The following is a 24,459-nucleotide window of genomic DNA, read 5'->3' as shown; positions in this document are numbered from 1 at the left end:
AATATGCCAATTAAAAATTTACATTCACAGAATATTTATCATAAAAGGCTTTTATATGTGCTACGGCCTCATCAGCAGTGTCTACCACACGATAAAGATCAAGATCATCTTCAGCAATCATCCCTTCTTTTAACAGGGTTGCTTTAAACCAATCCAGTAATCCTCCCCAGAATTCACTTCCTACCAAAACGATTGGGAATTTTCCAATTTTGTTGGTTTGAATCAGGGTCATTGCTTCAGTCAGCTCATCCAGCGTTCCGAATCCTCCAGGCATTACTACGAAACCTTGAGAGTATTTTACAAACATTACTTTTCTCACGAAAAAGTAATCAAAATTCATGGAATAGGATTTATTAATATAAGGATTAAAGTGCTGTTCAAAAGGAAGATCAATATTAAGTCCGATAGATTTTCCTTTCGCATTGAAAGCTCCTTTATTTCCTGCCTCCATGATCCCCGGGCCGCCTCCGGTAATAATTCCGAAACCTAGTTTGGTGATCTTTTCAGCAATATCTACAGCCATTTCATAATATTTGTTCTCCGGTTTCAATCGGGCAGACCCAAATATAGAAACACAAGGACCAATTTTAGCCAGTTTTTCATAGCCGTCAACAAATTCAGCCATGACCTTGAATACCATCCAACTGTCTTTGGTGATTGTTTCGTCCCAGGTTTTTTGTCTGAAACTGTTATGTAGTTTTGTTTCGTTACTATCAAGTTCTGGATTTACTAAACTTTCATCCCTAGTTCCATCAATTTCCATTGTAAAATTTATTTAAAATGTTTCTCGGCCTCTATTACGGAAGACGGTCTTCCGACATCAATAAGAATACTGTCATGTACAAAGCCGTGTATATGTTCGGTCTGCATGAGGTCAAGATATTCTTCCATAACAGAAAATTTGCCTGTTCTTTTTATTTTTTTGAAGATGACAGGATTGATACAATGAATTCCACTGAAAGCAAGAGCCTTAAAACCTTTATTGAATTCTGCCAGCCTCTGTTCTCCGGTTTGTACATTCAGCCAGCCTCTCAAAACCATATCATCATTGAAAAGGAGTTTTCTCGAACTTTCCCTGTCCGAAACCGCTAAAGTAGCAAAATCTTTTATCTTTTTGTGGTATTCTACCAATGCATTGATGTTCAGGTCTGTTAGAATATCAGCATTCAGGATTAAAAAATCTTCTCCGTGATCAAGGAATTTTCTTGCAAAAATCAAGCCGCCACCTGTTTCCAGAAGTTCATTGGTTTCATCAGAGATTTCAATCTTACATCCGAAATTATTGTTTTTATTTAAAAAATCAACAATCTGATCTCCAAAATGATGAATATTAATCACAAAGTCAGTGATTCCATAGCTTTTCAGGTATTTGATATTTCTTTCCAGAAGCGGAACTTCATTTACTTTTGCCAAAGCTTTCGGATGGTGATCTGTAAACGGTTTAAGTCTGGTACCTTTTCCAGCTGCGAAGATTAGAGCTTTCATTTTTTATAATTATAAATGATAGTGGATGAATGATAAAACCTTACAATTAATAAATGACAATTAAATCATTTATCAATCATCGCTTACCATTTATTTATTCAGTTGGGGTTGTTCGTCATGATGAAGGGTTACCTGAGTTCCTTCAGTATATTTTTCTTTGATAAATTCGGCGATTTTTATAGCAGAATATACCGATCTGTGCTGCCCGCCAGTACACCCGAAATTGATCTGCAGGTGTTCAAAGCCTCTTGCAAGATAGTCGTCGATATTGATGGAAACAAGAGATTTTATCAGTTCTAAAAACCTGGGCATTTCTGTTTTCGTTTCCAGATATTCCTGAACTCCAATGTCATTTCCGGTCTGGATTTTATATTCTTCAATTCTTCCGGGATTTAAAATTCCACGGCAGTCAAAAGCGAAACCTCCGCCGTTTCCTGAATTGTCTTTAGGAATTCCTCCTTTCTTGTAAGAAAAACTGTGTATCTCGATGTGTAGCATATTTTTTATTTTTAAACCATTAAGGCTTATTTAGTTATGTTGAAGTCGCTTTGTGCTTTGCTCAAATATTTTCAATCTGTCAGTCTGAGCGGAGCCGAAGACTTATTTATTTATTATTTCTTCAATTTTTTGCTTTGCCTTCTCTGATGTCAGTTGCTGAATTACTTTTTGCAGTTCTGGATAATTGTTCATCTGTTCCCATGAGTCTGCAAACTGTGTTATATTCTGAATCCCTTTTTCAAGGCTGGCTATGAAATGGGGTTTTCTTTGAATCAGTCCTCTGAACCCGTAGGCTCCTAAAACCTGTAAAAATCTCATCATCTGAATAGGCATCACTGCATTTTTTAGCTGACTTCTTGTTTCAGGATCTTCGAACTGCTGAATATAAAATTCCAGCATTTCCTGTTTGAAATCTTCAGGAAAATTAGCTTTAGCCTGAAAAAGAAAAGAGATCACATCATACATTAGCGGGCCTTTCATTGCCGACTGGTAATCGATGAAAGAGACTTGATCCTTTTCATTTACCATGATATTTCGTGCCTGGAAATCGCGGATCATAATTCCTTTAGGCTCAAGATTCTCAATGAGAACTGCAATTCTTTTGAATTCTTTCAGAAGAGCAGATTTGCTGTATTCAAGCTCCAGGAAATCGGCCACAAAGTTTTTAAAATAATAAAGATCATGAATCACGGGAAGTTCATCATAACTTTCATATTCAAAGGTTTTTGAAAAGTCAATTTTTCCCTGGGTCTGTACCTGCATTTTGAAAAGCTTTTCTAAAGTCTGCTGAACCAAGGATCTTACCGAAGAAGCTGTTTTTTCTTTTGCAATGATCTCAGAAAGCGTATGCTGTCCCAGGAATTCCTGGATGTACATTTTTCTGTCATCAGAAATAGCAAGAATGGATGGGGTATTAAGTTTCAGGCCTGAGAATACTTCGGAATAATAAAGAAAACTTTCATTTTCCGGGATATTTTCATTGTACGTGATGATGTATTTTTCAGTACCGGCAGTGGCCAGAAAATTTACCCTCGCAGAGCCGCTTTGAGCTAATGTGACGAATTCGGAAGATTTTTTACCTAAATGGTTTTCAAAAAATCGTTTTGCGTTTTCAGAAGTCATAATATGGAAACAAATATACTAAATTAACATGAGTTGGAAATTATAGTTTAAAGAAGTGATGGATGAAAGCTGAAGAGTATGGGAGGGAAGCTTTATAATATTGATCTTATTGAATGTTTTTGTGAAAAATTTTAAGTAATATATCCTAAATCCGTAGGGTTTTATTCCTGGTTTTTAACTTTCTTTATTCAAATTCAGGATATTACATGCTAATTTTTATCTTTGCAGTATGCTGAAAGACTTTAAACCTGTTTTAGGTATTTTATTGCGTTTTATTATTATTTACCTGGTGTTGCTTATTGCCTATCAGTTCTACCTGAATAGCGGTAAAGATTCCGGGCTGGATTCTTTTTCAAGGATGATTGCCAATCAGGTGACTTCTCTGCAGAACGTTATTGGTTATCCCACGGAGCTTTATGATGATGTAAAGAACGAGCAGGTTTGGTTTTATGTAAAACACAATTATGTAACGAGAATGGTGGAGGGTTGTAATGCGATCTCTGTCATCATTTTATTTGTGTCTTTTGTTTTTGCTTTCTACAAAGGGGTGAAAACTTTTGTTTTTGTGGGAGTAGGATTAGTATTGTTATATATTATAAACCTTTTGAGAATTGTAGGATTAAATATCGTCATGTCTGATCATAAGGAATACGGAAAGATGTTTCATGATTTTATTTTCCCTGCTATTATTTACGGAAGTGTGGTAGTTCTTTGGTTGATCTGGATTAAATTTTTTGCATTAAAACATGAAAATTCTTAGTTGGTTTCTGGTGATCGCAGGAGTTTGCGGATTGATAAGTGTAAGAGTTCTTGAGAATGCGGTTTTTTATGACCCGTTTTTAGGCTACTTTCATGAAGCCAATAAAAATATCGAATTCCCAGCATTTGAATGGGGAAGGCTTATTGCCGGACATGTGTTCAGGTTTATTTTAAACCTTCTTTTTTCCTGCCTGATTATCTATGGTTTATTTAAAAATAAGGAATGGACTTTACAGGGAGCGATCATGATCCTTGTGGTATTTGTTATTACACTGCCAATTTACCTGTACTGTATTTATGATAAGTTCGAAATAGGTTATCTTTTTTCTTTTTATATGAGAAGATTTGTGATCCAGCCTTTGATTATCCTGTTGATTGTTCCGATGTTTTATTACAGGAAACAAATGATCAGTAAAGAAACTGAAAATAGATAAGAAGGCGAAAAGTCATCGGTATTTCTTTATTTTCCCGTTATTCTGTAGTATGTTTATTCACGCTGGTGATATTTTCCGGAGTCCATTCCACTCGTTTAATGAAATCTTTCTCCCGCACAGGACAGTCTTTGATCTGGCATACCGGGCATGAAATCGGTTTGCAATCATCCATATGAAAATTGAACTCAATACTGCGTTTCATGTTTTTAGCGAGAAGGATGATTACTTTTTCCATTTCTCCATGGGCATCACGCAGATCATAATACCATGGAAGGGTAATATGGGCATCAATATGCAGGGAAGATCCGAATTGTTGAATTTTCATATTGTGTACATCAATCCATTCTATTTGTCGATTCTCTTCAAGGATTCTAATGACCTGATTTAATATTTCAGGATCCTGTTCGTCCATAATACCGCTTAATGATTTTCGGACGATTTTATAGCCTACAAATATGATATAAAGTCCAAAACTTAAGGCTACTACTGAATCGAGCCAATAGATTTTGGTGAAGTAAACAATAATTAAACTGGCAACCACTCCAAGCGTTGTAATGGTGTCAGACTGAAGGTGTTTACCGGATGAAATGAGAACCAGAGAGTTTTCTTTTTCTCCTTTTTTAATAGAAATATATCCCAGGAGATAATTAATGACTGCAGTGGCTGCAATAATCCAGATTCCGAGATCAATTTTACTCAGCGTTTTTCCTACGATAAGACTATGAATTCCCTCATAAATAATCATAACGCCGGCTATAGCAATAAGAGCACCTTCAATGCCGGAAGTAACGAATTCTACTTTTCCATGGCCGTAAGGGTGATCTTCATCTTTAGGTTTGGAAGCAAGATGGAGTGAATAAAGCCCCATGAATGCACTGATGACATTGACAATACTTTCCATAGCATCGGAAAAAACAGCGTCGGAATTGGTGAGTTTCCATGCTATAATTTTTCCGACAAAAAGGATGATTCCAAATGTAGCAATAAGCTTCTGGAATCCTATTTTCTCTTTATGGGTATTTTTCTGGGTATTCATACTGTGTTTGATAAAAAAAAGAATCTCAATTCTGAGACTCTTTTTATTTTGTTAGTTTATACTAAGTTGTTTGCTACAAGGTATTCTGCAATTTGTACAGCGTTTGTTGCTGCTCCTTTCCTCAGATTGTCTGCAACGATCCAGAGGTTGAGCGTTTTGGGCTGCGAAAGATCTCTTCTGATTCTTCCCACAAAGACCTCATCTTTTCCTTCTGAATACAGAGGCATCGGGTAGTGGTTGTTTTTTACATCATCCATTACAATGACTCCCGGAGTTTCAGCTAAGATTTTTCTTACTTCGTCCAGTTCAAATTCATTTTCGAATTCAATATTTACACTTTCAGAATGTCCTCCCTGAACCGGAACTCTTACAGCGGTTGCTGTCAGGTTGAAGGTATCATCACCTAAAATTTTCTTAGGTTCCTTCATCAGTTTGATCTCTTCTTTCGTGTAATCATCTTCTGCAAATACATCACAGTGTGGTAATGCATTTTTGAAAATCTGGTAAGGATAGACTTTTTCAGTAGCATCATCTCCATTGATTTCACCGTTTAACTGGTCTACAGCAGCTTTACCTGTTCCTGTTACAGACTGGTAAGTAGAAACAATTACTCTTTTTAAATCATATTTTTTGTTCAACGGCCCAAGAACCATTACTAATTGAATGGTAGAACAATTCGGATTTGCAATGATTTTATCTTCTTTTGTTAGCACATCAGCATTGATTTCCGGAACCACTAATTTTTTATCAGGATCCATTCTCCATGCAGAAGAATTGTCAATGACTGTTGTTCCAGCTTCTGCAAATAAAGGAGCGAATTCAAGAGAAGTAGAGCCTCCAGCAGAGAAGATGGCAATATCCGGTTTGGCAGCTATAGCGTCCTTCATGCTTACAATCGTAAATTCCTTCTGTTTATACTTCACCTTCTTGCCTACAGATCTTTCGGATGCTACCGGGATTAATTCTGTTACAGGGAAGTTTCTCTCCTCCAAAACTTTAAGCATAACTTGTCCAACCATTCCTGTTGAACCTACTACAGCTACTTTCATTGATTTAATTAAAAATTTAAGATTAAACTATTTATAAATTATAACGCATATAATTTCTTTGTCTGTTTTAAGCCCCGAAGACTCTTGTCCAAGGGAATGCAAATGCAAATAAACCTACTGCAATCAGTCCCATAATCACTACTCCTAAAGAAATAGTATCATTTGATTTTACTTTTTTGTTGACGATCGTCATCAAAACTGCCGCAATAAGCATAGAGAATGGATGTTCAACATATTGAAATCTCAATGCTGCATTTTTCATTACTTCTCCCATGTTTAAACCTTTGCTAAAAGTTGTGATCAACATAATGATTCCCAATAAAAACTGAACGTGGAAGAAAATCATCGTGAAAAGAGTTGTTTTCTTCAGAAATTTGTTCACTTTTCCACTGAAACCAAACATGGTAGCTAAAAGTGCAATGATAAATAATGTTACCAAAAGAATTTCAAGATACCCGAAACCTTTGTGGGCATTAAGTAAAATGTTGTAAAAATCCATAATCCTATTTTTTTTGTACACAAAGATAACAAAAATCCCGGCTCAAAGCCGGGATTGATATTTATAAAATCTAATATTGTGATATTATTAGAAGTTGAATGATAATGTTGCTGCCCAAGTAGTTCCGAAACCGAAATAAGCACGGTTACCAGTTGCAATACCATTGTACATTCTACCAGCTTCTTCATAAGTTTTCCCTTTGTCAGGATCATTGTTTGCTGTAATTTTATCTGTTCCGAAGATACTTGTTGCAGAATCAGAAATATAAATTTTATCAAACAAGTTGTAAACGTTAGCTCCGATTGTGAAGTACTGAGCTTCGTTTTGTAATCTGATTTTGTAAGAGAAACCTACATCAAATAAGTTGAAATCAGGTAATTTCAATACTCCTCTGTCCTGAGCTGCAATATTGGTAAATGTTCCAGCGTCAATTGTAGAATAAAGTTTACCTACATATCTCCATGTTCCGAAGATGTTAAGATCTTTTACCGGTTTTACAGTAAGTCCTAATGATGCAGTCATCTGAGGGATACTGTTGTTACTTGAACCACCTACTTTTACTTTATCTAAGTATAATTCGTTTCCTGCTGATCCAGCTAAAGTAACAGGGTTGTTGTTGTCATCAAAAGAAGCTACACTAGCATTTCCTTTGTAATAGTAATCTCCCCAAGAGAACATTCCTTGAATTTCTAAGAAACGGTTTGGTTTGTATACTCCATCAAATTCTACACCTTGGTGAATTTCAGTGATACCATTGATTTCAGAATAACCTGTAGTCGTTGTACCGTCTGCTAAATTGAAAGTCTGACCTGTTTTTCTTAACCATCTGTCTTTCCACTGTGTTCTGTATACGTTAACATTTGCAGTGAATTTTGCAGATCTGAACCCATAACCAACTTCCGCAGAAGAAATCTTCTCGTTAGTCAGATAAGGATTAATAAGTTGCTGGTTACTTGGGTAAACAGTATTAAGGAATGGTTGTTTGCTGTAATAACCTAAGTTAGCAAAAACGTTATGTTGCTCATTAATGTTATAGTTAGCACCCCCTTTAATATTATATCCGAAAATATTTTTGAATCCTGTTTTCGTGTTGATGGTTTGACCTCTTAATGTGCTTCCGTCTACTACGTAGTTATCAATTCTCTGATACCCTTGGTTAGATACGGAACCTTGTAAGAATGCAGATAATTTATCTTTGGTATATTCTACCTGTGCAAATCCACTGTACCAAATAACTTCACCATCGTTGCTGTATCCTACCTGATCTTCAGCTGGAGCTAATTTTCCTCCGAAAGGATTCCAAGAAAGTTTTTTATAGTCATAAAGTGCATTTACGATTCTAGGTGCTGTGATGTTTTTGTTAGCTGCATCTTTGTATCCTTTAGCTCCGTAAAGATCTGTAAGCACCTGATAGTGGTAACCGTAGTAGTATCTGTCATCTGTACCGATTGAGAAATTCCAGTTATCGTTAACTTTGTGTTGGAAGTTTGCTAAGATACCATACCAGTTGTGTGAATTGATACTTGATCTACGAACAATAGTACTTCCTGCACCTGCTGTATCTAAATTAACAGCTGCGTTAGCTGCAAAGAGAGCATCATAGTTGATGTGTCCTGATGCATCAGTAAAGCTTGCGTCATTAATACTTTTGTTTCCTAGTCGACCTAAGTCACCAGTTCCACCACCTCTACCGTTAGACATATATGCAACTGTACTTAACTTCGACTTTTCGCTCATCGTCCAGTCCCAGTTTAACATCATTACCGGCTTAGAATAGTAGTTTGCTCTGTTTGCTAAAGCAACTTTGTTTCCATTTGCATCAGTATAATATCCAAAATCTGAGTTATATCTTCTATTAGGAGTTCCGTCATGATCTGGATTATAGTTGATATAATTTTGGATTGTTGGAGCAAAAGTTCTTTGATCGTGCCACTGAGGCGCAGAAGTGATTGAGAACTGTAAGTTATGTTTTTTATTGATCTCATAACCTAATGCAAAGAAATATGCATAAGATTCGTAATCAGTATTTTCAATATAAGTACCACCAGCTTGTCTGCTCATTAAGAATGATGCAGAAATACCATCCTTAGATTTTCCAGTATTATAGGCAAAAGATGTTTTTAAATAGTCATTGTTACCAACTCCTAATCTAATAACTCCTCCTCTTTTCATGTCTGCAGACTTGGTGATGAAGTTCATTGTACCTCCAACAGAAGCAATTGCTAATTTAGAAGAACCTAATCCTCTTTGAACCTGTAATGTACTTGTTACATCAGATAATCCAGTCCAGTTTGAGAAATAAACAGTACCACCTTCCATATCGTTTACAGGCATACCGTTTACCATTACTGCAATGTTTCTAGACTCAAATCCACGCATTACAATTTGAGAATCTCCGAAACCACCACCTCCTTTTGTAGCATATACGGAAGGTGTTGTGTTTAGTATTTCGACAAGTTCTTGGTTTCCTTGTCTTTCTAAAATCTGAGCAGCCTTAATAGTAGATACTGCTACCGGTGTCTTTCTATCTTTAGCGATATCCGTAACACCTCTTAAGATTACCTCCTCAATATCTTTGGACTTTTGTACCGTGTCCTGAACTTGTTGAGCGTAATAAACACTAGCTGTAGATAATGTAATAACCGCAGTTAGTATCGATTTGTTGATTAATTTCATAATCGTTAGTAATAATTAGATTTAATTTTCTGCAAAATTCGCAAAATAAAATTTAACTATTATTAACTCAATGTTAATTTTTAATCAGTCTTAATAATCTTAAAGTGTTAAAAATCAATATTATGGCTAAAAATTGAATTTTTGTATGAAAAAAGTCATGTTATTGAATTTTTAACAAAGGGGGTGTGTTTTTGTTAAAAATTCAACGCTATTTCACTGCTTTGAGACTCAAATCTATATTATCTGCAGAGTGTGTAAGGGCTCCTACAGAGATGAATGTTACGCCTGTTGATGCAATTTCCTTGAGCATATCCCGGGTAATTCCTCCGGAAGCTTCAGACTCACAAGCGCCGTTGATCATTTTTACAGCCTGCTTCATTGTTTTTACATCCATATTATCAAGCATGATTCTGTCCACCTTTGCATTAATTGCTTCCTGAACTTCTTCCAGGTTTCTGGTTTCGACCTCTATTTTTAACTTTTTCTTGTTCTTTTTAACATAATCCTTTGCCATTGCTACAGCATTGGTGATGCTTCCGTTGTAATCAATATGATTATCTTTCAGCATGATCATGTCATAAAGACCATATCTGTGATTGGTTCCGCCGCCAATAGCTACCGCCCATTTTTCACACATTCTGAAGTTAGGTGTCGTTTTTCTTGTATCTAAAAGTTTAGTTTTTGTACCTACTAATCTGGAATCCCATTCATGGGTAAGGGTTGCGATACCGCTCATCCTCTGCATGCAGTTAAGAACAAATCTCTCTGTGGAAAGAATAGATCTTGCGCTTCCTGTTACGATAAGGGCTACATCCCCGAATTTACAGGGGGTTCCATCTTTAATGAAAATTTCCACTTTCAGATTTTTGTCAAAAGTCTTGAAAATGATTTCTGCCAGTTCAACCCCTGCAAGAATACAGTCCTGTTTCACCAAAAGCTTAGCACTTTGTACAAGATCCTGCGGAATAGTAGACAGGGTAGAGTGGTCTCCATCCTGAATATCTTCCTCAAGTGCACTTTTTATGAATGTCTTTAACGCTTTATCTGTTACGTATGCTGGTCTTTTCATTGTGTGATTCTTTTAGACTAAATCTTTATTATAAAATGCTCCTTTATTTTCAGTCATTTCCATAGATTGGGTAATGATGAGATGTGCAACGGTTGTTAAGTTTCTTAATTCTGATAATTGAGGGGAAAGAATAGAGTAGTGGTAGATTTCATCCACCGCTGCGGCAATTTCCTGATGTTTTTGCAGTGCCATATTCAGACGTCTGTTGCTTCTTACAATACCTACCAGATCACTCATCATTTCCTGAAGCTGTTTTCTCAGATAGCTGACAATGACCATTTCGTCCATGATTTTCATTCCTTCTTCATTCCATTCCGGAACGGCTTTAAGATCATCAAAGTTGAAACTGTTTTCATTCAGAAGCTCTACTGTTTTCATAGCGGCATTGTGTCCGAAAACCAAGCCTTCAAGCAATGAGTTGGAAGCAAGTCTGTTGGCCCCGTGAAGTCCTGAGTTGGTACATTCTCCTACTGCAAAAAGATTTCTGATGGAAGATTGTCCGTCTCTGTCTACTTCAATTCCTCCCATTAAGTAGTGGCAGGCAGGTACAACAGGAATCAATTGAGTGAAAGGATCAATTCCTTCGTCTTTACATTTTTTATAAATATTCGGGAAATGTTCTAAGAATTTTTCATGATTCATTTCCTTACAATCTAAACCGACAAATTCGTCTCCTGTAATTTTCATTTCGGCATCGATGGCTCTTGCTACAATATCTCTTGATGCGAGTTCCTCACGTTCATCATATTTATGCATGAACTTTTCGCCTCTTTTGGTTCTTAATTTAGCTCCGTCTCCGCGAACAGCTTCTGAAATTAAAAATAACATTCCATCCATTTTGCTATATAAGGCAGTTGGGTGGAACTGATAATACTGCATATTGGAAACCTTTCCTTTGGCACGGGCTACGAAAGCAATTCCGTCTCCGGTAGCAATAGTAGGATTGGTTGTATTCTTATAAACATGTCCGGCTCCCCCAGTGGCAGCCAGTGTTATTTTAGACGTTATTTTTTTGATTGTTTTGGATTTCTCATCCAGAATATAAGCGCCATAACAATGGATGTCTCCTTCATTAAGTTCTTTTCCGGGAACATGGTGCTGTGTAATAATATCAATCACATAATGATGGTCAAGAATTTCGATATTCGGGCTGTTATTAGCCGTTTGCAATAAAGCTCTTTCAATTTCAAAACCTGTGATATCTTTATGATGGACGATTCTGTTTTCGGTATGACCTCCTTCTCTTCCTAAAGCGAATTTACCATTCTTCATATCGAACTGTGCGCCCCATTCTACAATTTCTTTAAATCTTTTTGGAGCTTCCGTAACGACCATTTCTACGACATCGCGTTTGTTTTCCCCGTCTCCGGCTCGCATCGTGTCTTCAATATGTTTGCTGAAATTATCATTTTTAGAATCTGTAACAACAGCAAGACCGCCTTGAGCGTATTTTGTGTTGCTTTCGTCTTCATCAGATTTTGTTACAATAATGATTTTGGCATCAGGGAGCTGTTCAGAAACTTTAATGGCATAGGAAAGTCCGGAAATGCCGGAACCGATTACTAATACATCCGCTTTTATCATATGCTGGCTTTAGGTACAATCGTTTAAAATATTAAATAAATTTAAACAATTTTTCGTTTGGTTTTCTTACTTTTTTCATGTGTTGGAAATGATCTTCTTCAGAACGGTAGCCTAAAGCGAGGGTAACGGTTACTTTTTCTGTTTCAGGATTGATATTCAGAATTTCTTCTATAAGATCCTGACGGAAGCCTTCCATAGGACAAGAGTCTATACTTTCAATAGCAGCGGCATACATAAGATTGGCCAATACTATATAAGACTGTTTTTCTGCCCAGTTGAAAATTTCATCGTGTGTTTTCTGGTTTATATGCTGATTAATGCTGTTTCTGAAAGGGTCCAGTTTTTCCATAGGAGTATCCCTTACTTCAGAGATATGATTAAAATACCCCCGGATATAGTTCTCTTCAATAATTTTCTTTGAAATAATGACAATAAGATGAGAACAGGTGGAAATCTGAGATGGATTATAGAAAGCCGGAATTAATTTCTGCTTCATTTCCTCACTCTCAACAATCACAATTTTATAGGGCTGAAGTCCCAGAGAACTGGCAGACAGCTTTCCTGACTCAAGAATGTTGTGAAGGGCTTCCTGAGGAATAATCTGATGGTTGAATTTTTTTACAGAATATCTTCTGCTTAAAGCTTCCAAATAATTCATAGCACAAATTTAAGAATTGAATATGAATAAAGAGTCTTTAAAATGAAATATCTCCTCCCTGTAAATGCAAAAAATCACCCCGACTGGCGGGGTGATTCTTTTGATGTGGCGGAAAGTGTAATTATTCTCTGTTTTTTACAACAATCCAGCCTGAGAATTTTATCGGAGTACTGTTTTTATTATTTTCATTCCATGAAACAGAATACCAGTAGTTTCCTGTAGGAACTTTTTTGCTTCCATTGGTTGTTCCTGCCCATTTGTAGCCGTTGGTTTTATCTGCCTGGAACATTTTATAGCCATATCTGTCGAAGATCGCTATTTCCAGATTTTGTTTGTTGGCCAATGCTGAATAGTCAACGAAATCATTGATTCCATCCTCATTAGGAGTAATGATATTGATCAGATTAGGAACGGTGATATTCACTTCAACAGGGATGCAATTGTAGCCGTCTCTTACATATACTTTAGCTTCTCCTCTGGCGATATTGGTAAACACATTGGAATCCTGCCAGTTAATATTATCCATAGAATACTGGTAAGGAAGAGTTCCACCGTTGGCATATACGGTCACCGTGCTTCCTGAAATGTCTACGGTGGTAATCACTGGATTATCGGAAGGGTATACCGTCACTTTTTGTGTTGCGATACAATCTCCGGTTTTTAGTTTTACCCAGTACGTTCCTACTCCTACATTCTTGATAGATTGTGTAGTAGCTCCCGTGCTCCATTCATAGCTTTTAAATCCGGCTCCTGCATCTAATGTTGTGGTGTTTTCAATACAAATCGTCACATCATGTAAAGTTCTTGAGAAAACAGGAGGAATTACGGTTAATGTAACTTTAGCAATAGAATAACACCCGTTTGCACCGAATACTTTAATATAAATAACTCCATTAGGTGCAATGTATGCTGCTGGAGTAGAAATTGCGTTAGTCCCGCTGATCGCATCAGTTAATGATGGATAATATTCTTTGGTAACTCCGCCCTGAGAAACTATAGCTCCTGTAAGATTAAAGGATGCCATAGAAGGGTTGGCTTCTATAAAGCAGGATTTTATTTCAACGTCATTCACAACCACAACAGGGTAAATATTCAATGTAATTTTTGCAGTACTTACGCAACCTTGAGGTGTGGTTACTTTTACATATATAGTTGCTGCTGCTGATGCATAGGCAGAAGGGTTTGTAATCTGGTTTGTTCCATTATTCAGATCAAATAAAGTAGGGTAGAATTCTTTGGTAACTCCGGCAACAGTTGTTACAGCCGCAGTATTAAGATCAAAAGTCGCTGTTCCGGCATTGTTGTTATTACATCCGGAAAGACTGGCATCTGTTGCAGCAAATGGAGTAGGATTAAGTTGAATAACCCCGTCACCATTATCACAAAGCGTAGAAGTAGGATCTTTTACAACCACCTTAATCGTAGTGTTTCCTGAATACTGGAAAGCTGAAGGATTGGCAATAGGGGTAGAACTTCCCAATACATAATAAGTGAAAATATAATTTCCAGGATTATTTACAAATTGAGAATTGTAAGAAGTAAGGTCTACCACACCGTTTCCTGTAGCAGGATTGGTACATACGAACGGAGTTAGGGTATTACTTAAAATGGGTACTTTATCTACAAATACTTTAACATCTTTAATGGAATGTCTTGCGCTGGCTCCCCCGGTTGCTGCGGAAAAACCAAAATATCCCTGTGACATTCCTACTGCCCCTCCGGAAGGAGCAAAAGACTGATCCACGATAAGAACACCGTTTATTCTTACTTTGATGATCCAGTTTGTTGGGTTGGTAAGGTCTGTTTCTCCGTTTACTTCAACGTGTCTGTAAGTGTCCCCTACAAATGGCTGCGTAGCAATAAGGTCAGGAGAGTGGAAGGTACTTCCAGGAGTTGTATTGTATTCAATATTGTTTCCTGCTGTATTGTTGGTTCCGTAAAGAATGTGAACTTTACTCATCTGGCCTTCAGTGGTATTGTTGAAGATATCAAAACCAACCATCAATCCTGAAGCATTGGCAGGAATACCCAGTCCACCTCCTGATACAAATCCTGTTGGTGGATTAGCAAGATACCAGAAGGTAAAACCATCTCCTTTTCCAAACTGCGTGGTTCCGTTTCCGTCAATTCTGAAATCGAATTCTACTTTCCATTTATCACAATAGCTTAACGTAATTGGGGTTGATAATTTTACAGCTCCGTATCTGCTGGTCTGATCGGTTGTAAGCCGTACAAAGTCTCCGCTTACTATGGCATCAGAGACAAGATCCCAGCCTGTTGTATTTACTGGGTTTCCGGTAAGCTGATAGGTTTGTGAAAATAATCTTCCCGGCAAGCATAATAAGATAGTCAGTGCAAAAATGAGTATATCTTTTTTCATAGTGGATGGATTGTGATGTTATACTTAATCTTAGATATAAAATTGTTTTTTAATGTTTAAATTGGTGATAAAAAGCAATACCTGGTCTCAATCTCTGATTGGGCATATTCTGTTTTTAATACCGAAACTACCCCAAATGAGGTAGTTTCTGATAGTAAAATTTATTCTCTGTTTTTAACCAATACCCAGCCTGAGTATTTAGTTTCAGTATTGTCTTTGTTGTTTTCGTTCCATGATATGGTGTACCAATACGTTCCTGTAAGAACTTTTTTACCGGAAGCAGTTCCGTCCCAGGTAAAGTTTCTCATTTTTCCGGCTTCGTATAATTTGTTGCCATATCTGTCGTAGACGATGAATATCAGATTTTTCTTATAAGCAAGTGCTGAATAGTCAATGAAATCATTTACATTATCACCGTTTGGAGTGATTGCATTAACAAGGTTAGGTACTGTAATCTGAACTTCAACAGGTGTACAGTTGTAAAAATCCTTTATATAAACTCTTACTTCTCCTCTTGCTAAGCCTGTAAATATATTGCTGGGCTGCCAATTGACTCCATCAAGCGAATATTGGTATGGAGGAGTTCCCCCTGCTACATTTACTGTTATCGTGTTGTTGTCAATATCAATGCTGGAGATTACAGGATTTGCAGATGCTTTTACGTTGACAATCTGCGTAGTGATACAGTTGCCTGTTTTAAGTCTTACCCAATAAGTGCCTACTCCTACATCTTTAATGGAAGAGGTTGTTGCTCCGGTGCTCCATTCATAACCATCGAATCCGGGACCTGCATCCAGATCTGTTTTTTCACCAATACAAATGGTTTTGTCTTTCAGAACAGAAGATGGTACAGGTGGCAATACAATAAGGTTAATTTTAGCGATATTAAAACATCCGTTGGTATCAGTTACTTTTGCGTATACGACAGTGTTTGTAGATAAATACTGAAGAGGATTCATAATCTCATTGATTCCGTCTAAAGCATTGGCTATTGAGGTGTAATATTTCTTTGCGGCACCAGCTCCTAAAGTAGTAACATCTGCCGTTGTTAAATTAAAGATGGCACTCGTGATATTATTTTCAATGAAACATGATCTTAAGGTCGCTTCTTTCACTGGAGTATCAGGATAAAATGTAAGTGTAATTTTTGCTGAACCCGTACATCCCTGAGGTGTTGTTACTTTTACGTAAACGACACCGGGAGCCGATAAATAATTATCAGGATTTTGAATCTCATTAACATCAGCATTGAGGTCAGCTAAAGTTTTATAATATTTTTTTGTAACCCCGGGAACATTTGTGACGGCTGCAGTATTCAGATTGAAGGCGGCTGTTCCTATCTTGTTATTATTACAAACGGTAATTGTTTTGTCTTCTGCTTTGAAAGGGGCGAGAACCAATAAAATTTTACCATCCGGGTTATCACAGAGCAATCCTGCATTATCTTTAATAACCACCGTCACCGTTGTGTTGGCATTGAACTGATAACTGGTAGGGTTGGCAATAGGTGTTGAGCTTCCCAGCGGATAATAGGTAAAGGTGTAATTTGATGTATTATTGACAAATTGTGAATTGAAAGATGTCAGGTTTACAGACCCAAATCCCGTTGTGGGATTAGGACAAAACGATTGTGTTGCTGAATTCTGTAAAATAGGAACTTTATCCGTGTAAATTTTTACATTTTTAATAGAATGTCTTGATCTTGCCCCTCCTGTAGAGGCGGAAAAACCAAAATATCCTACCGTCATTGCGGCAGCGGTGCCTGAAGGAGCAAAAGGCTGATTGCAAATTACATTTCCATCTATTGTGATCTTGATAATCCAGCCGGTAGGAGAAGCGGGATCTACCTGCGCTGTTACTTCAACATGTTTAAAAGTTGTTCCCTGAAAAGGCTGTGTAGTATTTAGATCCGGTGAGTGAAAGGAACTTCCGGGAACATTGAAGAATTCTACGTTATTGTTGTCGGTTGTGTTTTGAACCTGTCCATAAGCAACATGAACCTTACTCATGGTAGCAGTAGTGGTATTGTTGTAAGTGTCAAGTCCTACGATAAGCCCTACAGCATTTTGAGATACTCCAAGACCAGAACCTAATACACTGGCAACGGGTGGGTTGGCAAGATACCAGAAGGCAATTCCGTCGCCGTTAGAAGTTTGGTTGGAGTCCATTCTGAAATCAAATTCCACTCTCCATTTGTCGCAATATTTTAAATTAATAGGGTCATTCAGCCTGATGGAGCCGGACTGGTTGTTGGTATCCGGAGTAAGCTGAATAAAATCTGTGTTTACCTGAGTAGGTGAAACCATCGTCCATCCGGTAGTGTTCACCGGGTTTCCAACAAGCTGATAAGTCTGGGCAAAGGACTTCCCGGCTATACAGAGTAAAAAAACAGATAAATACAATAATAGATTTTTATTCATGTAAATGGGACTTTTATTAAGGTGTAAAGATATTAAATCCCAAGTAAACAATATGTATTTAATGTTAATTTTGTTAAAAAATTTAATTATTTTTTAATAAATCTTGTTTCTTCTGTTGAAATGGTAAATATTGAGCAGTGCCTTTAGATTTGTTTTAATTAAGATTAAAATAGAGAATTACTATCAAGATTCTCGAAATAAGTATCAATTTCGAGATCCGAAGAATTGGCTGCTGCCACAGCTAATTTGTCGCAAAGCTCATTCTCAAAGTGTCCTGCATGCCCTTTTATCCAATGCATTTTTGGGGTATGCTTATTGTATAGCTCAACGAATTTTTTCCAGAGGTCAGGATTCTTTACATTTTTCCAGCCTCTTTTGATCCATCCGGCAATCCAGTTTTGGTTGATGGCATCAGATACGTACTTGCTGTCAGTGTAGACATGGATTTCATTTTCTGTTGATTTCAGTTTTTCCAATGCCGTGATAACAGCCAGAAGTTCCATTCTGTTGTTCGTGGTTTTTCGAAAACCTTTTGAAAATGTTTTCTGGTAATTTTTTTCAGGAACGCGCATGAGAATTCCATATCCGCCCTTTCCCGGATTTCCGCTGCAAGCCCCGTCGGTATAAATTTCGATTCTCAAATCTGTTTTTTAAAAATTGATGTATTGACCGTAAAATTAAAATGAATTGATCTAAACTTTAGTCTTCCTTAAAACGGGAAGTCATCATCATCATCAAAGTCATTCATTGATGAACCGGAAAGTTTTGAGCTGTCCGGAAGGTCAAATGCTGCCCCTGGCTGAATGGTTGTTTTGATCTTGTCAAAGCCGCTTGGCTCTCCGAAGTTGGAAGGATATCCTCCTCCGGCTCCGTCCATTGCTGCTTCGATATCACCAAATTTTGCAAAATGTTTTAAGAAAGATAGTCGGACATCTGCCGTAGCACCATTCCTGTGCTTTGCAATAATCAGCTCGGCCTGGTTTTCAGTAGAAGTTTCCTGTCCTTCCTCATCATTATCCCAAACAGTAATTTTATAATATTCCGGTCTGAAGATGAAAGATACGATATCCGCATCCTGCTCAATCGCTCCGGATTCCCTCAGGTCTGAAAGCTGAGGTCTTTTTCCTGGACGGGCTTCCACACTTCTCGAAAGCTGGGAAAGAGCAATCACCGGAACATTAAGTTCTTTTGCAATCGCTTTTAATGAACGTGAAATCATGGAGATCTCCTGTTCACGGTTTCCAACTCCTTTTCCGCCGCTGCTTCCTGCTGTCATCAGCTGAAGGTAGTCGACCATGATAATTCTTACACCATGCTGCATGACAAGTCTTCGGCATTTTGCACGGAAGTCAAATATGGAAAGGGAAGGAGTTTCGTCAATATATAAAGGAGCATTTTCCAACTCAGATACATTAGAGAATAGTCTCTGCCATTCTTCATCATCCAAAGTTCCTTTTCTTAATTTTTCTGAAGAGATTCTTGTTTCAGAAGCGATCATTCTGGTGATCAGCTGTACAGATGCCATCTCGAGAGAGAAAAGAGCCATAGGAACTTTGTGCCCTACTGCAATATTTCTTGCCATGGAAAGAAGGAATGCCGTTTTCCCCATCGCGGGACGTGCAGCAATAATGATAAGGTCAGAGTTTTGCCATCCACCGGTTTCTTTATCTACATCCCGGAATCCTGAAGGGACCCCTGAAAGTCCTTCCTTATCTTTTAAAGATTTAATCGTATCAATAGCCTGTTTTACCAATGAGTTGGCTGTATCGAATCCTTTTTTAATCGTTCCGTTGGTAATCTCAAAGAAAGACTGTTCCGCTTTATCCAAAAGTTCAAAAACGTCGGTTGACTCTTTGTATGAAGAATCAATAACGTTGGCAGAAACATTGATAAGGCTTCTTAAAATATATTTTTCAAGAATAACACGTACGTGATATTCAATATGGGCAGATGAACTTACTCCCATAGTAAGATCAATGATGTAATGGTCACCACCTGCCTGGCTTAGTTTGTCTTCTTTTTTTAATTCCTGAATAATGGTCATTAAGTCTACCGGATGGTTGCCTTCATAAAGCTTTAAGATGGTAGAAAAGATGACCTGATGTCTCGGATCATAAAATACTTCTGAGGTAAGAAGGTCAATGGAATGGTCAAGCCCTTTCTTATCAATCAAAAAAGTTCCGATAACAAGTCTTTCGAAATCCACTGCATTGGGAGGCATTTTTCCATCCGCAATAGACAATTCTTTTGCAAAGTTTCCGTGTGTCAGGGATGATAATGTTTCTTTCTGCGCCATGGTGCAAAGATAGTTTATTTAAAAAATAATAAAAAAATAGTATTCAACAAATTATTAGCAGTTCTCTGCAATCTGCTGTAAACAGGAGGTTGATCTTGTTGATAAAAAAAATCACCTCAGACTGAGGTGATTTTTCAAAAAGATGAAGTATAGCTTATTCTTTATTTTTTACCAATACCCATCCTGAATATTTGGTTTCGGTATTGTCTTTATTGTTTTCGTTCCATGAGATCGTGTACCAGTAGGTTCCGGTAAGAATTTTCTTACCAAAGGCTGTTCCGTCCCAAGAGAAGTTATTCATTCTATTGGCTTCATGAAGTTTGTTTCCATATCTGTCATATACAATGAAGACCAGGTTTTTCTTGTAAGCTAATGCTGAATAGTCAATAACATCATTTACGTTATCTCCGTTCGGAGTAATAGCGTTGATAAGGTTAGGAACCGTCACAGTTACCTGAATAGGAGTACAGTTGTAAGTATCTTTTACATAGATTGTGTTCTCTCCTCTAGGAAGTCCTGTGAATATATTGGAATCCTGCCAGTTTACACCATCTACAGAATATTTGTAAGGAGGAACCCCACCTGAAGCTGTTACAGTGATATTATTGTTGCTGATTTCTATTCCTGAGATCACAGGCTGAAGACTTGCGTGTACACGTACTTCCTGAAGGGTGAAACATTTTCCGGTCTGAAGTTTTACCCAATAAACACCCACCCCTACGTTGTTGATAGCTTGTGTAGTTTCACCTGTGCTCCATTCGTAGCTTACAAATCCAGGTCCCGCATCCAAAGTGGTTTTGGCTTCCGCGCAAATCGTTTTATCCTTTAATACAGCTGATTTTACCGGAGGTAATACAATTAGTTCTATCTTGGCAATCGAATAACACAGCTTGTCATTATCTACTCTTGCATATACCGTTTTGCTTTCTGAAAGATAGTTTAATGCCATTACAATAGGGTTTGTCTGTGCTTGGGCATCAGCTATAGAGGTATAATATTTGATAATAGTTCCGGCAGGTGTTGGAACAGCTACTCCGATATCTGCTTTAGAAAGGTCAAATGTTGAGCGGGTAACATCGTTATCAATATAACAGTTTTGCAGTACAGCGTCTTTCAATACAACCGTAGGGTAGAATAATAATCTGATCGTTGTGGTTGCAATACATCCGAAAGTAGAAACTACTTTTACGTATATCGTTGTTTCAGGAGAAGTATAGTTGGCAGGATCTGTAATTTCATTAATCTCTGCATTCATATCAGCAATGGTAGCATAATACTTAATGGTTGCACCACTACCTCCAAATACATTGGCTGTTGTTAAATTATATTTTGCAGTACCGGCTCCATAGTTGTTACAAGAGTATAAAGTGGCCGCATTGGCTGAAATACCCACGTTGACAAATTTAAATTTCCCTGTTATGAAACATCCGTTAATAGGGTTGGTCGGATTATTTGGATCTTGGTATACAACTCGGTAATAGTATGTTGTAACGCCATCAACAGTTGCTACTGTAAGAGGGTTTTGTCCTGTAAGGGCATCGTTGGTTGTTTTATGATAAGTAACCTTGAAGTTAGGGCTGTTACCATTGATGATAGCTGCAGAAAGTGTTGTAAAATCAAACTGCGTAGGTAATGCACAAACCATCACCTGGTTCGGGTCAGTAGGAGTAGCTCCAGGAATTCCCGGCGCAATAAATGGGTTAGGGGAAAGAACCGGATCGTTAAATGCGGAACTTAAACTTGCCGTACCCGACCATTCTAAAGAGAAACCATTAACGGATCTACTGAAGTTGTCAATAACCAAATAATATGTTTGACCTGCCAGCACATCCATGTAAGGACTCCATTTCCCATTGTTCATACTGGATGTAACGCCAGGAGGGTTAGTAGGGAATACTGCAGGTGGAGCAAGAGTAAGATCCAGACCTGTGTCTCCCGGAGTACCGCTATAGTTACATCTTATAGGCTGTATGAAGACATGATCTGCATTCTGTAAAGAAGCACAACCGTTTGCTGTTGGCCCATAGACTGCAAAGTCATAATCATCACCTTGATCGTTAGGTTTTATTTTAAATGCCAGTGTTCCTGGTGAGGATACCGTGAAGGTATACCAAACGGTATATCTTTCATTGGTACCAAGACATCCTCCGTTTTGGTTAAGAATCTCTATGATATTTCCAGGTCCTGAAGGAGTGTAAGAAATGTCAGAGTTACCACAGATGGGAATTGCTGTGACACAGTCTGACTGTGAAAAGGCCATTTGCGTTATCAATAAAATAAAAAGAAGTAATATTTTTTTCATTGTTAAAACTATTTTTGTTAAACAAACTTAAAATCAATAAATTTTATCATTATTTGTAAAAGAAAAAGCCGCCAAAGCGGCTTTTTATATTGTTAAGAATTACTCTCTGTTTTTTACAACAATCCAACCTGAAAACTTGAAAGGAGTGTTCTTTTTGTCATTCTCATTCCATGTTACAGAATACCAGTAGGTACCGGTTGGGATTTTCTTGCCGGCAATTGTGCCATCCCATTTGTAACCATTGGATTTGTCTCCCTGGTGGATTTTTGTTCCATATCTGTCAAAGATACTTAAAACCAGGCTTTGTTTATCTGCCATAGCAGAATAATCTACAACATCATTTACACCATCTCCGTTTGGAGTGATCATATTGATAAGGTTAGGAACTACTACGGTAACTTCAATAGGCTCGCAGTCATAAGCATCTTTTACATATACTTTATAAGTTCCTCTTGCTACATTGGAGAATGTATTAGAGGCTTGCCATAAAATTTTATCCATAGAGTACTGGTAATCCGGTGTTCCTCCTATCACATTGATTGTTAATGTAGTGTTGGAGATGTCAACGTTGGTTACCACCGGTTGTTCAGAAGGGTATACGGTTACCTTTTGAGTGGCAACACATTCTCCCGTTTTTAATTTTACCCAGTAAACACCCACTCCTACATCTTTGATAGACTGAGTTGTCGCTCCTGTACTCCATTCGTAGCTTTTAAATCCAGGTCCGGCATCTAACGTTGTCGTATCTTCTACACAAATGATTTTGTCTTTCAGAACACTAGAGGTTACCGGAGCAATTACGGTTAAACCGATTTTTACCACTACAAAACATCCTCTGGTATCAGATACTCTTACGTAAACCAAACCACTTGGTGCAGTATAATTAGCATTTAAAATCTGGTTGGTTCCATCTACTGCGTCTGTCAGTGAAGGGAAATATTTTTTAGTGATACCTGCTTGTGGTGTAATTACAGCAGCGTTATCAAGGTTGAATAAAGCTGTGGAAGGATTGGCTTCAAGAAAACATGATCTTAATTCTGCATCTTTTGCGATAATTGCCGGGTAGAACTTAAGGGTAATTTCTGCAATATCAGTACATCCGAATACAGAAGTTACTTTTACATATATTTTACCTTCTGCAGAAACAAACTGATAAATGTTTGTAATCTCATTGATTGAGTTATTCAGATCATATAAAGTATAATAATATTTTTTGGTTGCCGTAGGATCAGCAAAAACAGCTGCCGTAGTAAGGTCATACATTGCCGTGCCTGCATTGTTGTTGTTACAGCTTGTTAATGTAACGTCTGTAGCTGTTATGGTGCCATCTTTAAATTTAAATTTACCAGTCTGTCTACATTTGTTAATAGGGCTGTTCGGATTCGTAGGGTCAGTATAGTTGATACTGTAGAAATACACTCCAACAGGAGTAACTGTTTGAGGCCCAACAAGAGGATTGTTACCTGTTAAAGCATCATTTTGGCTGGTATGATAGCTAATGCTGAAGTTAGGGTTACCGTTCAGGATTCCTGCTGATAATGATGCGAAATCAAAAGTCGCCGGGTTTGAACATATCACAACTTCTCTTGGATCATTAGGATTAGCCCCCGGAACTCCCGGTGGGATGAATGGATGAGGTTGTATATTCGGATCTGTGAATGGAGAAGACAGAGTAGCTGTTCCGCCCCATGATAATTTAAATCCGTTAGCTGTTTCTCTGTGGTTATTTACAATCAGATAGTAAGTCTGGCCAGGCAATACATCAAGGTACTTCACCCATTTGTCTCCTGTTGCATCCTCGCTAAGGTCTGTTGAGGTCATGTTAAGGCCTGTGTTTCCGCTTTGTCCTGAATAAGAACAACGGATTGGAGTTCCAAGATTACCACAAGATTTGTTAGGTCCATATACTCCAAAGTCATAATCATCTCCCTGGTCATTAGGGATAATTTCAAAGGTAAGGGTTCCTGCTGTAGCTATGGTAAAAGAATACCATACAGAGTACTTTTCATCAGAAGTTAAACATCCGCCCAAATCTTCTGCAATGTCCCCGTGTCCGCCTGGTGTATATGAAATATCCGAGTTGCCACAGACTGCCATTGCGGTATTACAGTCTGATTGGGCAAATAGAATATGTGAAAATATGAGTAAGAAAACAAGTAATGTTTTTTTCATAAGAGTAGATTTTAAAAGAA

At 37.6% G+C, this 24,459-nt stretch carries 19 protein-coding genes; 2 read left to right on the top strand and 17 right to left on the bottom strand.

All coding sequences use genetic code 11. The features are described from left to right. Nucleotides 1-10 precede the first annotated feature (10 nt). From JOE44_RS15700 to JOE44_RS15685, 4 genes are all read right to left on the bottom strand, one after another. Entirely contained in the window at nucleotides 11-763 is a 753-nt protein-coding gene (locus JOE44_RS15700; protein ID WP_114819820.1) for a TIGR00730 family Rossman fold protein, read from the bottom strand. Between the two features lie 8 nt (nucleotides 764-771). Continuing rightward, complete coding sequence (locus tag JOE44_RS15695) at nucleotides 772-1,485, bottom strand: nucleotidyltransferase family protein (protein WP_209786281.1); 714 nt, start codon at nucleotides 1,483-1,485, stop codon at nucleotides 772-774. Nucleotides 1,486-1,575: 90 nt separating this feature from the next. Continuing rightward, nucleotides 1,576-1,983 carry an RNase adapter RapZ gene (locus tag JOE44_RS15690; RefSeq protein ID WP_209786280.1) on the bottom strand — a complete coding sequence of 136 codons (408 nt, stop codon included), beginning with the start codon at nucleotides 1,981-1,983 and terminating at the stop codon, nucleotides 1,576-1,578. Nucleotides 1,984-2,085: 102 nt separating this feature from the next. Continuing rightward, nucleotides 2,086-3,105: a phosphotransferase gene (locus JOE44_RS15685; RefSeq protein WP_209786279.1), complete on the bottom strand. Its 1,020-nt coding sequence runs from the start codon at nucleotides 3,103-3,105 to the stop codon at nucleotides 2,086-2,088. 229 nt (nucleotides 3,106-3,334) lie between these two features. Here JOE44_RS15685 and xrtF point away from each other — a divergent pair, with 229 nt between their 5' ends. Further along, entirely contained in the window at nucleotides 3,335-3,865 is a 531-nt protein-coding gene (xrtF, locus tag JOE44_RS15680; protein ID WP_209786278.1) for an exosortase family protein XrtF, read from the top strand. Continuing rightward, nucleotides 3,852-4,298 (top strand): exosortase F system-associated protein, encoded by a 447-nt coding sequence (locus JOE44_RS15675; protein ID WP_105683203.1) that lies wholly within the window; start codon nucleotides 3,852-3,854, stop codon nucleotides 4,296-4,298. The genes xrtF and JOE44_RS15675 overlap by 14 nt, the downstream gene beginning before the upstream one ends. A gap of 37 nt (nucleotides 4,299-4,335) precedes the next feature. Here JOE44_RS15675 and JOE44_RS15670 read toward each other — a convergent pair whose 3' ends face one another. From JOE44_RS15670 to JOE44_RS15610, 13 genes are all read right to left on the bottom strand, one after another. Beyond that, the gene (locus JOE44_RS15670; protein WP_209786277.1) at nucleotides 4,336-5,334 is read right to left on the bottom strand and encodes a cation diffusion facilitator family transporter; all 999 of its coding nucleotides are present in this window, start codon (nucleotides 5,332-5,334) and stop codon (nucleotides 4,336-4,338) included. Nucleotides 5,335-5,390: 56 nt separating this feature from the next. Beyond that, a complete protein-coding gene (locus JOE44_RS15665) occupies nucleotides 5,391-6,383 on the bottom strand; it encodes an aspartate-semialdehyde dehydrogenase (protein WP_209786276.1) in 993 nt (330 codons plus the stop codon). Between the two features lie 67 nt (nucleotides 6,384-6,450). Continuing rightward, nucleotides 6,451-6,882: a hypothetical protein gene (locus JOE44_RS15660; RefSeq protein WP_089692819.1), complete on the bottom strand. Its 432-nt coding sequence runs from the start codon at nucleotides 6,880-6,882 to the stop codon at nucleotides 6,451-6,453. An 87-nt stretch (nucleotides 6,883-6,969) separates the two neighbouring features. After that, nucleotides 6,970-9,558, bottom strand: coding sequence for a TonB-dependent receptor plug domain-containing protein (locus JOE44_RS15655; RefSeq protein WP_209786275.1), 2,589 nt, complete (start codon nucleotides 9,556-9,558; stop codon nucleotides 6,970-6,972). A 208-nt stretch (nucleotides 9,559-9,766) separates the two neighbouring features. After that, nucleotides 9,767-10,627: a carboxylating nicotinate-nucleotide diphosphorylase gene (gene nadC, locus JOE44_RS15650; RefSeq protein WP_209786274.1), complete on the bottom strand. Its 861-nt coding sequence runs from the start codon at nucleotides 10,625-10,627 to the stop codon at nucleotides 9,767-9,769. Between the two features lie 12 nt (nucleotides 10,628-10,639). After that, the gene (gene nadB / locus JOE44_RS15645; RefSeq protein ID WP_209786273.1) at nucleotides 10,640-12,211 is read right to left on the bottom strand and encodes an L-aspartate oxidase; all 1,572 of its coding nucleotides are present in this window, start codon (nucleotides 12,209-12,211) and stop codon (nucleotides 10,640-10,642) included. A 31-nt stretch (nucleotides 12,212-12,242) separates the two neighbouring features. After that, nucleotides 12,243-12,869 (bottom strand): NAD(P)H-dependent oxidoreductase, encoded by a 627-nt coding sequence (locus tag JOE44_RS15640; RefSeq protein ID WP_105683209.1) that lies wholly within the window; start codon nucleotides 12,867-12,869, stop codon nucleotides 12,243-12,245. A gap of 121 nt (nucleotides 12,870-12,990) precedes the next feature. Continuing rightward, entirely contained in the window at nucleotides 12,991-15,249 is a 2,259-nt protein-coding gene (locus tag JOE44_RS15635; protein WP_209786272.1) for a T9SS type B sorting domain-containing protein, read from the bottom strand. A gap of 161 nt (nucleotides 15,250-15,410) precedes the next feature. After that, on the bottom strand, nucleotides 15,411-17,669 hold the full coding sequence (locus tag JOE44_RS15630) for a T9SS type B sorting domain-containing protein (RefSeq protein WP_209786271.1): 2,259 nt from the start codon (nucleotides 17,667-17,669) through the stop codon (nucleotides 15,411-15,413). Between the two features lie 164 nt (nucleotides 17,670-17,833). After that, nucleotides 17,834-18,310 carry a ribonuclease HI gene (gene rnhA / locus JOE44_RS15625; protein ID WP_209786270.1) on the bottom strand — a complete coding sequence of 159 codons (477 nt, stop codon included), beginning with the start codon at nucleotides 18,308-18,310 and terminating at the stop codon, nucleotides 17,834-17,836. Nucleotides 18,311-18,378: 68 nt separating this feature from the next. Continuing rightward, the gene (gene dnaB, locus JOE44_RS15620) at nucleotides 18,379-19,965 is read right to left on the bottom strand and encodes a replicative DNA helicase (protein WP_184558556.1); all 1,587 of its coding nucleotides are present in this window, start codon (nucleotides 19,963-19,965) and stop codon (nucleotides 18,379-18,381) included. Nucleotides 19,966-20,119: 154 nt separating this feature from the next. Next, the gene (locus tag JOE44_RS15615; RefSeq protein WP_209786269.1) at nucleotides 20,120-22,267 is read right to left on the bottom strand and encodes a T9SS type B sorting domain-containing protein; all 2,148 of its coding nucleotides are present in this window, start codon (nucleotides 22,265-22,267) and stop codon (nucleotides 20,120-20,122) included. Between the two features lie 99 nt (nucleotides 22,268-22,366). Then, a complete protein-coding gene (locus JOE44_RS15610; RefSeq protein ID WP_209786268.1) occupies nucleotides 22,367-24,439 on the bottom strand; it encodes a T9SS type B sorting domain-containing protein in 2,073 nt (690 codons plus the stop codon). Nucleotides 24,440-24,459 lie beyond the last annotated feature (20 nt).

This window comes from Chryseobacterium sp. PvR013, from assembly GCF_017833095.1.
Taxonomy (GTDB): Bacteria; Bacteroidota; Bacteroidia; order Flavobacteriales; family Weeksellaceae; genus Chryseobacterium; species Chryseobacterium culicis_A.
This window is presented reverse-complemented; position numbering and strand designations above follow the sequence as displayed.